This window comes from Desulfopila sp. IMCC35008 (assembly GCF_010646885.2).
In the GTDB taxonomy this organism is placed as follows: domain Bacteria; phylum Desulfobacterota; class Desulfobulbia; order Desulfobulbales; family Desulfocapsaceae; genus Desulfopila.
In genome coordinates, this window is record NZ_CP050700.1 from 101,092 (window position 1) to 114,627 (window position 13,536).

At 48.2% G+C, this 13,536-nt stretch carries 12 protein-coding genes; 9 read left to right on the top strand and 3 right to left on the bottom strand.

Annotation, left to right across the window (positions count from 1 at the left end; translation table 11 throughout):
- Positions 1 to 183: 183 nt before the first annotated feature.
- The 7 genes from GA520_RS00460 to GA520_RS00490 all read left to right on the top strand — a co-directional run bounded on the left by GA520_RS00460 (position 184) and on the right by GA520_RS00490 (position 6,196).
- Positions 184 to 609 (top strand): ATP synthase F0 subunit B, encoded by a 426-nt coding sequence (locus tag GA520_RS00460; protein WP_163337066.1) that lies wholly within the window; start codon positions 184 to 186, stop codon positions 607 to 609.
- Positions 610 to 611: 2 nt separating this feature from the next.
- Positions 612 to 1,301 (top strand): F0F1 ATP synthase subunit B, encoded by a 690-nt coding sequence (gene atpF, locus GA520_RS00465; RefSeq protein WP_163337067.1) that lies wholly within the window; start codon positions 612 to 614, stop codon positions 1,299 to 1,301.
- A complete protein-coding gene (locus GA520_RS00470; protein ID WP_163337068.1) occupies positions 1,298 to 1,843 on the top strand; it encodes a F0F1 ATP synthase subunit delta in 546 nt (181 codons plus the stop codon). The genes atpF and GA520_RS00470 overlap by 4 nt, the downstream gene beginning before the upstream one ends.
- Positions 1,844 to 3,367, top strand: coding sequence for a F0F1 ATP synthase subunit alpha (atpA, locus tag GA520_RS00475; protein WP_163337069.1), 1,524 nt, complete (start codon positions 1,844 to 1,846; stop codon positions 3,365 to 3,367).
- A gap of 18 nt (positions 3,368 to 3,385) precedes the next feature.
- Positions 3,386 to 4,255: an ATP synthase F1 subunit gamma gene (gene atpG, locus GA520_RS00480; protein ID WP_163337070.1), complete on the top strand. Its 870-nt coding sequence runs from the start codon at positions 3,386 to 3,388 to the stop codon at positions 4,253 to 4,255.
- 49 nt (positions 4,256 to 4,304) lie between these two features.
- A complete protein-coding gene (atpD, locus tag GA520_RS00485; RefSeq protein ID WP_163337071.1) occupies positions 4,305 to 5,717 on the top strand; it encodes a F0F1 ATP synthase subunit beta in 1,413 nt (470 codons plus the stop codon).
- Between the two features lie 68 nt (positions 5,718 to 5,785).
- On the top strand, positions 5,786 to 6,196 hold the full coding sequence (locus tag GA520_RS00490) for a F0F1 ATP synthase subunit epsilon (RefSeq protein WP_163337072.1): 411 nt from the start codon (positions 5,786 to 5,788) through the stop codon (positions 6,194 to 6,196).
- Positions 6,197 to 6,339: 143 nt separating this feature from the next.
- Here GA520_RS00490 and GA520_RS00495 read toward each other — a convergent pair whose 3' ends face one another.
- The 3 genes from GA520_RS00495 to GA520_RS00505 form a co-directional block, all read right to left on the bottom strand.
- The gene (locus GA520_RS00495; protein ID WP_240910094.1) at positions 6,340 to 8,181 is read right to left on the bottom strand and encodes an N-acetylmuramoyl-L-alanine amidase; all 1,842 of its coding nucleotides are present in this window, start codon (positions 8,179 to 8,181) and stop codon (positions 6,340 to 6,342) included.
- Positions 8,182 to 8,415: 234 nt separating this feature from the next.
- Positions 8,416 to 11,085, bottom strand: a complete 2,670-nt coding sequence (mutS, locus tag GA520_RS00500) for a DNA mismatch repair protein MutS (RefSeq protein ID WP_163337073.1) — start codon at positions 11,083 to 11,085, stop codon at positions 8,416 to 8,418.
- A 66-nt stretch (positions 11,086 to 11,151) separates the two neighbouring features.
- Complete coding sequence (locus GA520_RS00505; protein ID WP_163337074.1) at positions 11,152 to 11,652, bottom strand: metallophosphoesterase; 501 nt, start codon at positions 11,650 to 11,652, stop codon at positions 11,152 to 11,154.
- A 246-nt stretch (positions 11,653 to 11,898) separates the two neighbouring features.
- Here GA520_RS00505 and efp point away from each other — a divergent pair, with 246 nt between their 5' ends.
- Entirely contained in the window at positions 11,899 to 12,462 is a 564-nt protein-coding gene (gene efp / locus GA520_RS00510; protein WP_163337075.1) for an elongation factor P, read from the top strand.
- A 3-nt stretch (positions 12,463 to 12,465) separates the two neighbouring features.
- Positions 12,466 to 13,392, top strand: coding sequence for an EF-P lysine aminoacylase EpmA (gene epmA, locus GA520_RS00515; protein WP_163337076.1), 927 nt, complete (start codon positions 12,466 to 12,468; stop codon positions 13,390 to 13,392).
- Positions 13,393 to 13,536 lie beyond the last annotated feature (144 nt).

Sequence of the window (13,536 nt, forward strand, 5' to 3'; positions counted from 1 at the left end):
CCATAAAGGGGTTGACAGGGACCCATATATACAGTAAGAATTTTTTGCTGCTATGAATGGTCGTTCAGTAAATTTGCGAACGATTCTCATTTGTTGATTCCATGCAGTCTCGGTTGCGGTCATCATTCAAGTTATTGAATGTTAGTTTTTTTTCTTATTTAAGTTAAACGGGAGCTTACTGACATGATTACCATGGACAAAACCCTGTTGATTCAGATCATCAACATGTTTGTACTCATGTATCTCCTCAACAAGGTTCTTTACAAGCCTGTAAAGCAAATCTTGAAGGAGAGGTCTGAGAAGCTGCTTGGTATGCAGACGGAAATCTTGAAGTTTGAGAAGAACGCGCAGCTCAGGCAGGAAGAGGTGGATGCAAAAATGGCCAAGGCGTCGGGTAAGGCAAAGGCGGCTCTGGATTCTGCACGGTCTGATGCTCAGGCTGCAGGAGACGCAAAGCTTGCCGAAATCAAAGCCGAAGCAGATGCAACCAAGGAGAAGCAACTGTCTGAAATCAGTACTCAGATTGGGGCAGCAAGGTCGAGTCTAAAAGACAACCTTGATAACTTCGCGGCTGACATGGCCAGTAAAATTCTTGGGAGGGCTCTGTAAAGATGAAAAGAGTGAAGCAAGCAGCCAGGTTGACACTTCTGGCAATGATGACACTTTGGTTTGCCTTTTCTGCTACAGCGGTCTTCGCCTCGTCTGCGGCGCAGGATACACATGCAGCCGACCCGGCAATCCATGCGGCCCCGGCCGATGGACATGGTGATGCTGCGGCAGAACACGGTGGTGGACATGCTGTCAAAAACAGTCTTTCAGCAGAAAAGCTGAAGGATCTGGCCTTCAGGATCATGAACTTTGCCGTTCTGCTGTTCCTGCTGGTTAAATTCACCGCCAAGCCGATCGGTTCAGGACTTGCCGCTCGCCGTAAGGAGATCAAGGACGAACTCGAAGACCTGGAAACCAGGAAGCAGACAGCCCAGGATTCCTACCGTGACTTCGAGGCCAAGCTGGCCACCGTAGAGCAAGAGATCGATCTTGTGGTGGAAAAAGCCGTTGCCCAAGCCCAGGTAGAGAAGACAAAAATTCTTGAGAAAGCCGAACAGGCAGCTGCTGATATCCAGCGCCAGGCAGAGATGACCATTCAGAAGGAGATCATGGAAGCACGACGCTCCTTAAAGAATGAGGTCGCAGAGCAGGCCGCCGTGATGGCTGAAGGGTTGATCGTGAAAAATCTTACCCAGGATGATCAGGTAAAGATCGTCGAAGATTATTTAGCTAAAGTGGGGGCCGTACAGTGAAACAGACTATCCTTGCACGCAGATATGCCAAAGCATTATTCGCGATTGGCAAAGAGCAGGGCACTTACGAAGGGTATAATGAGGCGCTCCAGGCAGTAGCAGAGCTTTACCTCGGTACCCCTGAAGTCGTTGATGCTCTCACCAACCCGCTCTACCCGATGGATTTAAGGGAAAAGGTTATGGCTGGTATCGTCACCTCTATGGGTGCGGATAAGGTCATGGGTAACTTCCTGAACCTGCTCGTTGAAAAGAAACGTGTTGAGATCCTTCCGGAAATTGCAGAAGAATATAAAATCATGGTTGACGACGAGAAAAACGTCAGTCATGGCAGTGTAATATCCGCAGTTGAATTGAGTGACGAATTGCAGGCAAAAGTTCAGGCAACACTTGAAAAGTTAACAGGCAAGAAGGTGGAACTGACAACCAGTGTTGATCCCACTATTATCGGCGGCATAATCGCAAAGGTTGGGGATCTGGTTCTGGATGGAAGTATAAAAGCACAGCTTGCAGGTTTGAAAGATTCCATTAAGGGGAGAGAATAGATGCAGATTAAAGCCGAAGAAATCAGTCAGATTATCAAAGACCAGATTGGTGAGTACGAGACAAGTATTGACCTGAACGAGACTGGTACTGTTATCTCTGTTGGTGACGGTATCGCTCGTGTGTACGGTGTCCAGAATTGTATGGCCATGGAGCTCCTCGAGTTCCCAGGCGGAATCATGGGTCTGGCCCTGAACCTGGAAGCGGACAACGTCGGTTGTGCAGTTCTTGGTAATGTAGCCGGTATTAAGGAAGGCGACATTGTAAAGCGTACCGGCAAAATTGCTGAGGTTCCTGTAGGACCCGAGATGGAAGGCCGTGTTGTTGATGCTATCGGTGCCCCGATTGATGGTCAAGGACCAATCAACGCTGAGCTGAGTGCCAAGATTGAGGTTTTGGCACCGGGTGTTATTGCCCGTAAAGGTGTTCACGAACCATGCTACACCGGTGCTAAGGCCGTTGACGCCATGACGCCTGTTGGCCGTGGCCAGCGTGAGCTCGTTATCGGTGACCGCCAGATCGGTAAAACTGCTCTCTGTGTCGATGCCATCATTGCCCAGAAAAACACCGACGTACACTGTATCTATGTCGCTGTTGGTCAGAAGAAATCGACGGTTGCCCTGGTTGTTGAAGCACTCAGGAAGCACGGCGCCATGGAGTACACCACTGTTGTTGCCGCCTGTGCATCTGATCCTGCTCCGATGCAGTACATCGCACCGTTTGCTGGTTGTTCCATGGGTGAGTACTTCCGTGATAACGGTCAGCATGCCCTGATTATTTATGATGATCTTTCCAAGCAGGCTGTTGCCTATCGCGAACTTTCCCTGCTGCTCAGGCGTCCGCCGGGACGTGAGGCATATCCTGGTGATATTTTCTTTAACCACTCCCGTCTGCTTGAGCGTGCTTCAAAAGTAAACGATGAGTTGGGTGCAGGTTCACTTACTGCCCTGCCGATTATTGAGACCCAGGCAGGTGACGTTTCCGCCTTTATCCCGACGAACGTTATCTCTATTACAGACGGTCAGGTTTACCTTGAGCCGAACCTGTTCTTCTCTGGTGTACGTCCGGCTATTAACGTCGGTCTGTCCGTTTCCCGTGTTGGTGGTTCGGCACAGGTAAAAGCTATGAAACAAGTTGCAGGTACCCTGCGTCTTGATCTCGCCCAGTTTCGTGAGCTCGCCGCTTTTGCAGCATTCGGTTCAGATCTTGATGCTGCAACTCAGGCAAAATTGACCCGTGGTGAGCGTCTTGTTGAAATCCTCAAGCAGCCGCAGTACCAGCCGCTGCCGATGGAGAAGCAGGTCACTATCATTTACGCCGGTTCCAACGGTTACCTGGATTCACTGCCGGTTGATGCACTGGCGGACTACGAGGCTGAACTGTACAACTACATTGAGTCTAACGAACCATCAATCTTCACCGACCTCGACAGTGAAAAAGAATTCACCGAGCCGATTAAAGAAAAACTCAATAAAGTGCTGGCCAGCTTTGGTGAGACTTTCAAGGCAACTAAAGGTCTTAACTAATTAGAGGTAGGTACTGATATGCCGAGTCTAAAAGAAGTTAAAATGAAGATCTCGGGTGTCAAGAAGACATCCCAGATCACCAAGGCCATGAACATGGTCGCCGCGGCTAAGCTCCGCGGCGCCCAGGAGAAGATGGAGGCATTTCGCCCTTATACCTCCAAGTTCAATGAGGCTATGTCCAATCTTTCCGCAGGCGCCAATCCCGACCAGTTTCCTTTGATGGCCAACCGTGACGTAAAAAACGTCGAGTTGATCGTGGTCACTTCCGACAGGGGATTATGCGGATCTTTTAATGCCAACATCATCAAGCAGGTCGAGAAGATGATGGCTGACTATGAGGGGAAGGGTGTCGGAGTCAGCCTCGTCTGTGTCGGCAAAAAAGGACTTCAGCTCCTGAAGAAGTCTGGCAAGGTACGCAAATCCTACACGGATGTCATGGCAAACTTCCAAATGTATAACGCCAGGGAGATTGCCACGGATGTTGCTGCACAGTTCCTTGAAGAGAAGATCGACAAGGTAGAGGTTGTGTACAGCGAGTTTAAATCTGTGGCTGTCCAGAGGGCCAAGGTTGCGCAGATGCTGCCGGTCCAGCCTGTTGTGACTGAGGGAGAAGAGGCCACCAAGATATCAGGAGACTACATCTACGAGCCTTCTGAGGAAGAGATCATGGATGTGTTACAGCCGCTCTACCTGAACGTTGTCTGCTATGCCTCCATGCTGGAAGTCGGTGCCGGTGAACATGCCGCCCGGATGACAGCCATGGACAATGCGACCAACGCCTGTAAGGATATCGTGAGCAATTTGACCGTCGTATATAACAAGGCTCGCCAGGCCGCCGTTACTAACGAGTTGATGGATATCGTTGGCGGTGCAGAAGCCCTGAAATGATAATAGAGTATACGGATAATCTTAAGACTTTTAGGAGGGGTAAGGCCCTATGAGTGAGCAAAGAATTGGAAAAGTAACACAGGTCATCGGACCCGTAGTTGACGTCGAGTTCGAGGCAGGAAATCTTCCCGAGATCATGAATGCACTGATGGTCACGAATCCGGGTATTTCCGATGTGGAAGACAACCTTGTTATTGAGGTTGCCCAGCATCTTGGTGACAACATGGTCCGTTGTATCGCCATGGACCAGACCGATGGTCTGGTACGTGGGATGGACTGCCGTGACACCGGTAAGCCGATTGAGATTCCGGTTGGTGAGAATGCACTCGGACGTATTATGAACGTTGTCGGTCGTCCGGTTGACGGCATGGGTGCGATTACTTCAGAAAAGATGATGCCAATCCATCGTCCGGCTCCTTTATTTACTGAGCAGGATACTGAAGTACGTGTTCTCGAAACCGGTATCAAGGTTATCGACCTGCTGGTTCCCTTCCCACTCGGTGGTAAGATGGGACTGTTCGGTGGTGCCGGTTGTGGTAAGACCGTTATCATGATGGAGATGGTTAACAATATCGCCATGCATCATGGTGGTATCTCAGTTTTCTGTGGTGTTGGTGAGCGTACTCGTGAGGGTAACGATCTCTATCACGAGATGAAGGATTCCGGCGTTCTGCCTAAAGCTGCGCTTGTTTACGGCCAGATGACAGAGCCTCCGGGAGCACGTGCACGTGTCGCCCTGACCGGATTGACCGCTGCTGAATACTTCCGTGATGAAGAGGGACAGGACGTTCTGTTCTTCGTTGATAACATCTTCCGTTTTACCCAGGCTGGTTCTGAGGTATCCGCACTTCTCGGACGTATTCCTTCAGCTGTTGGTTATCAGCCGACACTGGCTACCGATCTCGGTGCTCTGCAGGAACGTATTACTTCAACAACCAAGGGATCCATTACCGCCGTACAGTGTGTTTACGTACCTGCGGATGACTTGACAGATCCTGCGCCGGCTACCACTTTTGCGCATCTCGACGGTACTGTTGTTCTTTCCCGTCAGATTTCTGAGCTTGGTATCTATCCTGCTGTTGATCCGCTCGATTCAACCTCCAGGATTCTCGATCCGAACGTAATCGGTGAAGAGCATTACCAGGTTGCCCGTGGTGTTCAGGTATCCTTGCAGAAGTACAAGGACCTCCAGGATATCATTGCCATTCTCGGTATGGACGAACTTTCTGAAGAAGATCAGATTCTGGTTGCCCGTGCCCGTAAGATCCAGCGTTACCTGTCACAGCCGTTTACCGTTGCTGAGGTCTTCACCGGTATGCCTGGTAAGTTCGTAAAAGTTGCCGACACTGTACAGGGCTTCAAGGAGATCCTCGAAGGTAAGCATGATGACCTGAACGAGAACTCCTTCTATATGGTTGGAACCATTGATGAGGCAGTTGCAAAGGAAGCCGAATCTAAATAATTCAACCATCTTGTGTCTACCCTGAAGGCAGTATTGGGTAGACACACACAACCAGAGAGGTCAATACAATGGCAGAACAGATAAGACTGGAGGTTGTCACCCCGTCAGGAGCTGTTGTCGACGATGATGTCGACATCGTCAATGCTCCCGGTTATGGTGGCGACTTTGGTGTGCTTGCAAACCATGCCCCCTTTCTGTCTACTATTAAGATTGGTACACTGACCTACGAGAAAGACAAACAGAGAAGCGTACTTATGGTTAGCGGCGGATTCTGTGAGGTCTCAAACAACAAGATCACCTTTCTAGTAGAGAGTGCCGAATTTGGTAGCGACATTGATGTAGACAGGGCTATGAGGGCCAGAGAGAGAGCGGAAAAACGCCTCAGCCAGGCCACTGCACATGATGAGAATTTGAATAGAACCCGAGCTGAGGCTGCACTTCAGCGGGCAATTGCCAGATTGAAGACATCTAAGCTGTAAGCAAATCAGGCAAAGAAAAATGAAAGGCCGTTCCCTTTGGGAGCGGCCTTTTTTTTTGTCCTGAGTGTATGAATTAATGAATTCTCACAAGGGGTCAGACTTAAGTCTGACCCAGTATCGCATTAACGTCGCAGGAAATATTTTTACTGAGGCTGGAAGAAAGCTGCTGTGTTCGTATTAACGTATGATTTAATACCTGTTGAGATCTGTTCGGCAAGAGCAGTTAGAAAGTTCTCAGAGCGCAGGTTGTTGGCATCATCTGAGTTACTGATGAAGGCAATTTCAATAAGGATGGCAGGCATCTGGGCACCGATCAGTACATAGAACGGTGCTTGTTTTACACCGAGATTCTTAACTTTGCCAAATTCATTTCCGGTGAGGCCGGACACCATGGAGGTATGGACCTGTCTGGCAAGACGCGAGCTCTCATTAATCTTGGAATTTTTCATGATATCCGAGAGGATATCCTGGAGGTCACTCAATTGATGGGTTGAAGTCGAGTTTTCCATAGCAGCAACACGCATTGCCTCGGCGTTGGTGCTGAGGTTTAGAAAGTATGTTTCAATGCCACGTACTTTGGGTGAGGGGTGGGCATTGATATGGAGTGAGATGAAGAGGTCGGCGCCCTCCGTATTGGCGATAGCGGTTCGTTCTTCAAGAGAGATAAATGTATCGTCAGTGCGGGTCAGCAGAACTTCACAGCCTAACTCTTCGGCCAGGATAGGCTGCAGCTTTTTACCTAGCGCAAGTACAATATCCTTTTCTTTTAAACCGTTTGCAATTGCTCCCGGATCTTTCCCGCCATGACCTGGATCAAGAACAATTCGCTTGACACCAAGCCCTAATTGTTGCGCAAGTGATAAGGCTGTTTCAGCTGGTTGATTGGAAGGGATAGAGGGCACCTTGCCTATTACCTTTTTATTTTTAGTGGCGGCAATAAGGCCATTACCAACAGCAATTTTCTTACGATCCTTGAGGACAACGATCGGAGTGTCCTGGGTTTCGCTATCAACGTTCTGTTCACCTGGTTTGGGTGGAACGGATTTAGGAACACTCACAACCGCGTGCTTGTGTTCCTGCTGGCCCCGTACATCAATAACAACCCGAAACGGATCAGGGAGGCTGTAGATCTTAAAACTGTCTATACTTTCAATATCAAGTACAACACGAACTGTATCTTTACTGAATTGGCCGGTGCGTATCTGCTGAAGCAATCCATCTTTAATAGGGACCGGTGCACGATATTGCGGTTCGATGTAACTGTCCTTGAAATCAATGTACAGGCGTCTGGGCTGGTTTTTGGTTTTCTCAAGGAGTCTCTCCTTGTAATTTACCGGACCGGAGGCCATGATGACGACTCGGGTATAATCTTTGGACGACCAGTATTTTACAGGAAGAACGTAGTTGAGCTCACTTACCTTTGAGCTTCCGACCATCACATCGGGCAACGGTATATCGTGGTCCCTTGAGAGTTGTTTCATGAAGTCGGCAGCCAGTGGGTGCATATCACCGTTCGGGTAATCCTGGATAACATGGGTAAAATATTTTGCTGCCTGCTCAGGATCTTTAATGTCATTGAACTGAATGAGACCGATTGCATAGTAGGAATCGTCTGCCAGCCTGTGGTCCTGAAAGAGTCTGGTGACGTCCTGATAATAATTCATGGACTCGACCAGATCTGCCCTTTTCCGGAACCTCTCATACATGGAATGATGAAGACGCCCAAGCATGTAGAGACAGGATGGGGCATAATCGGAGGTGGGATTGTCAAGGTAGATTCGCCTGAAATTCTTGCCGCCCTTTATCCAGTTTTCTCTATCCTTGGAGAGTTTGCGATTTGTTTCAAGCTGATTGTAGTAGAATTTCGCCTGGTTATAAAGTTGTTCAACAGTAGAATTATTTCCAAAATCCTGCTTGGCTGCATAAATTGGCTGACTGGGATAAATAAGGAAAAACAGCGCTGTAAGAGTGAGAGTTGACCACAAGCGAGAAATTGTCCTGAAAAGACAGGTAACAAGAGTGCGTTTCAGGTTGGCATTATGAGTATGGTGAGAAATTGGATACACCACTACATGAAAGTAAATAATTAAAATTGCGGGAAAGTGAAAGAATACCCTGAACCTGACCCGTTTTCAAAACTGCTGCTGATTATACAAAAAAGATTATAGTATAGCAAAATAAAAGGAAATGAAGGCCTTGAACCTCGCCAGTGAATCCCATTATTTAACTAAATCCATGAGCTCATACAGTATATCAAGGGCCTTTTTGGGAGTCAGTTCATCCGGATCAATGGATGCCAGAAAATCATGTATACGATCGGGTGGCGGCTGAAAGAGAGAGAGTTGGTCCGGGTGAGTCTTCTTTTTTCTCGGTTTTGGTTGAACAGGATGACTGGCGGGACTGTTTCCCCTGTTTTCCAGACCACCCTGTTCAATATTCTTCAGGATTTCCTGGGCTCGATCAACCACGTGATCGGGCACTCCGGCCAGACCCGCAACCTGAATACCATAACTACGATTTGCCCCGCCTTTAATGAGTTTATGTAAGAAAATTATGGTTTCGTTCCACTCCCTCACGGCGATGGAAAAATTCTGCACCCGATCCTGGTTTTTTGCGAGATCGGTCAGTTCGTGGTAGTGGGTGGCAAACAGGGTTTTGACCCCGATATCGTTTTTGCCGACAAGCTCTTCAGCAACTGCCCAGGCAATAGACAAACCGTCGTAGGTAGAGGTACCTCTACCGATTTCATCCAGGATCACCAGACTTTTAGAGGTGGCGTTGTTAAGAATATTGGCAGTTTCGCTCATCTCGACCATAAAAGTGGATTGTCCTCGGCGGAGATCATCCATAGCGCCCACCCTGGTGAAAATTTTATCGACGATACCGATGGTGGCGGCAGCAGCGGGAACGAAGCTGCCCATCTGAGCCATGAGCACGATCAGGGCGGTCTGCCGGAGGACGGTGGATTTGCCCGCCATATTCGGCCCTGTAATAATAAGAAGTTGCTGGTCCTCATGATTAAGCAGCACATCGTTTGGAACAAACTGGCCTGCAGGAAGGGACCTCTCGATAACGGGGTGACGTCCTTCTGAGATTAAGATAGTATCATCGTCTGTAATGTTCGGCCTTCGATAGTTATATTTCTGGGCTACCTCTGCCAGAGAACAAAAGAGATCGATTGCGGCCAACTCTCTGGCGGTATCAAGTAAACGACCGCTTTCACCACCCAGCTTGCTACGGATTTCGGTAAAAAGCTGATATTCGAGCTCAAGTCTGCGCTCTTCGGCACCGAGTACTTTGCTTTCAAATTCCTTTAACTCAGGAGTGATGAACCGTTCCGCATTCACCAGGGTCTGCTTGCGAATATAATGTTCAGGGATTTTATCGGCGTGTATTCTGCTCACCTCAAAATAATAGCCAAAAACCTTGTTAAACCCGACTTTGAGTTTGGCGATCCCGGTTGCTTCTCTCTCGGTACTTTCTAGGGCCAGGATCATCTGTTTACCGTCTCTCTGAATGGCTATCAATTCGTCGAGCTCAGAGTTGTATCCTTCGCGTATCAGGTTCCCGTCACGCAGGGTTATGGGTGCTTCGGGATTTATGCCTTTTTCGAGGAGGGTGTAGAGGTCGTCCAGGGGATCAAATCGTGACCCAATTTCCTCGAGTTTCCTGACATCAGAGCATTTCTGCAATAATTCAAGAACCGTCGGCAACTGGCCTAATGACTGTTTCATGGCCAGCATGTCTCTGCCATTCCCGGAACCAAGTATCATGCGGCTGGTGAGGCGTTCCAGATCATAAATTGAGTCCAGCAGCTCACGAAATGTCTTGCGGGTTCCACTGTGCTGATACAGAAACCCGATACAGTCATGGCGCTGGGTGATCTCGGTCCGGTCCTGCAGGGGGAAAAGAAGATTGTGCTTGAGCAGTCTTGCTCCCATAGGAGTACAAGTCTGATCAAGTACAGCAAGCAGGGAGCCATCTCTCTTGGCACCGATAATTGTCTGGGTTAACTCAAGGTTACGCCGGGAAGAGTCGTCAATCTGCAGATACGAATCGAGTTTGATCGGGGTGATTCTACTGATATGATCCAGTCCGGCCTTCTGGGTTTCATTGATGTAGTCGAGTAATATACCGGCGGCGATGACGCCGGTGCTAAAACCGCGGCAGCCAAATCCATCGAGTGTCGTGACCTGAAAGTGGTCGAGGAGCTGGTCCTGCAGGGACTCGTAGTGATAAAGGGAATCTGGTCGTTCTGTTATACATAGATCGGGCAAGAGGATTCTGGCACTTTGGAGCAGGGGGGAGAGTTCATTATGGGTATCTTCATTGATGAGTATCTCGGAAGGTGTAAGCCTGGTCAACTGGTCGAGCACTATTTCACCCTTGCCGGTATCGTCTTGAAACTCACCAACAAGAAATTCACCGGTTGAGGCATCGAGCAGGCTGAGACCAAAGAGAAACTGCTTGCCTGTCTCTTTTCTGGTAACAGCACAGACGTAGTTGTTGCTCTTGTCATCCAGCAGGTCATCCTCGGTGACGACACCGGGGGAAACAATGCGAACAACCTCCCTTTTAACGATACCTTTGGCTTCCGCAGGGTTTTCAACCTGCTCACAAATGGCTACACGTTTTCCGGCACGAACGAGCTTGGCGAGATAGTTTTGGGCAGCATGATAGGGAATACCGCACATCGGAACTTTTTTGGCGTCGCTCTTATTGTTGCGGCTGGTGAGGGTGATGTTAAGGATTTTTGAGGCAACTTCAGCATCATCAAAGAACATTTCGTAAAAATCACCCATTCGGTAAAAAAGGATAGTGTTGTCATGTTGTTCCTTAATTTCGAGGTACTGCCTGAGCATGGGGGTGAGTTTTACATTCGCGGTCATAACGTTTATTAAGCTGATGTCTGTATATTAAATAGGTATTGATTCGTATAAGGAAAGGGAGTGGCTTTAAAAGCCTGAATCAAGCTGATGAACAGCGCCCTGAATGCCATCTTCATCAACAGTTACAATACTGTATGTGCCGGGAGAACCGTAGCGGCCTGTCGAAGTAAAACTTCCGGGGTTAATGATGAGCGTAGAGCCGACGGTATGACATACCGGGATGTGGGTATGGCCGTAAACAATACAGTGGGCCTCGGGGAACATGGAATACATTCTGTCTTCTATATTGTGTCGTGCCCCGCCCGCACCATGACAGAGGCCAAACAAATAGCCATCAATGGTAATGAGTGTGGATTCAGGGAGTGACTTTCTGGTAATGTGGGTGCACATGTTGCCGCAGACCGCATACACTTCCTTTCCCTTGAAGGCACTGAGGATAGATACTTCTGTCAGGTCCCCGGCATGTATAATCACTTCGCAATCGTGGAATGCCGACTGAACATTCTGCTGGAAGCTGTTGGTAACAGATGAAATATGTGTATCTGAAAGTATGCCGATTCGAGTCATTGTAAATCTCCGTTTCCAAGCTACTATAATAACTGTGAGGAACTATCAGTAGCAAAAGTTGCCTGTGTTGTAAAATATTGAGAGGTATCGATCCATATTGGTACGTATATTTTCGGTTGCGAAAAGGTGAGGAAGACAGGTATACTGCGTATTTGCGTGCATGGTCACGACCGTGAAAATATGAAATAACGTATTGATGGTGCTTCTCCCATCTATTGGGGGAGGCAATCAACTTGGAGATAATTTATGTTAAGTGCTTCGGATTTGCGCAAAGGTCTTAAAGTGCAGATAGATGGGAACCCGTTTATTATTACAGAGTTTGAGTTTTCGAAACCGGGTAAGGGGCAGGCCCTTTATCGCTGCAAGTTACGCAATATGATAAACGGGAACCAGTTCACAAAGACCTACCGTTCAGGTGATAAGTTTGAAAAGGCGGTGCTGGAAGAGAGAAAGATGCAGTATCTATACAACCAGGATGATGAATATCATTTTATGGATACGGAAAATTATGAGCAACTCTTTCTCACCTCCGAGCAACTGGGTGATAACGTCAACTTCATGGTAGATAATATGGAGCTTGATATCCTCTTTTTCGATGATAAACCGATCGATGTGAGCTTGCCGATTTTTGTGAACCTGACGGTGACGAGAGCCGACCCTTGGGTAAAGGGAGATACCTCCGGTACCGATACCAAGCCGGTTACGGTGGAAACAGGTTACCAGCTACAGGTTCCTCCGTTTGTTGAAGAGGGTGAGAAAATCCAGATAGATACCCGGACAGGGAATTACGTGACCAGGGTAAAAGAATAAACGATGCTTGATGTACAGGGGCTGCACCTTCGTGCCGCCCTTTTTCACTCCCTGAGGGCTTTTTTCAGGGAACAGGAATTCCTTGAGGTCGATACACCGATCCGCCAGAAGATTCTCCTGCCTGAAGCAAATATCATCCCGATTGAGTCAGAAGGATCTTTTCTGCAGACCTCACCCGAGCTGTGTATGAAAAGGTTGCTAGCGGCGGGATGCACCAGGATTTTCCAGATATGTCCCTGTTTCAGGAAAGAGGAAAGAGGGGCGCGTCATCTCGAGGAATTCACCATGCTCGAATGGTATCGCCGAGGTGAGGACTACCACGCATTGATGAAGGACTGCCAATCGATGGTCCGTCGAGTGACGGAAGAGTTGAAGGCTGTGTGCTCTCCTGGCGGCAGCAGCTACCAGGCAGTAACCAAGTTTGATAACCTGGTCAAAAAGAAATGGGAACGACTTACGGTTAAAGAGGCTTTTATCAGGTATGCTCCGGTTGATATGGATGCAGCATTACGAGATGAGAGTTTTGATGAAATACTGGTGGAATATATTGAGCCGTATCTTGGACAGCAAAAACCAACAATCCTGTACGACTACCCGATCGAGCTGGCCTCTCTTGCCAGAACAAAGCCGGGAAATTCACAGGTAGCAGAGAGGTTCGAACTCTATATATCAGGTGTTGAACTGGCGAACGGTTTTTCTGAATTAACGGATACCTCAGAACAGCGAAAGAGGTTTCACTCTGAGTTGGAGTTGATGGCAGGAAAGGGAAAGCGGGTCACTCAAATGCCTGAACAATTCCTGGAGGATCTGGGAAAAATCGAGAGTGCGGCCGGAATTGCCTTTGGCGTCGACAGGTTATTGATGCTCATCTTCGGGAAAAAGCATATCTCGGCTGCCGTTGCTTTTGCTCCTGTCGACTTGGATCAGTAACATCCTGCTATTGCAGGAAGAATCTTTTAATCTTGATTGTTTTGGTGAAATGCTCTATCCTCAAAATTCTGAAGTGTTTTCAAATTGTTTTGTTTCATGTTGAACTCTAATATCCGCAAGGAATTGTTTCATATACTATCACTG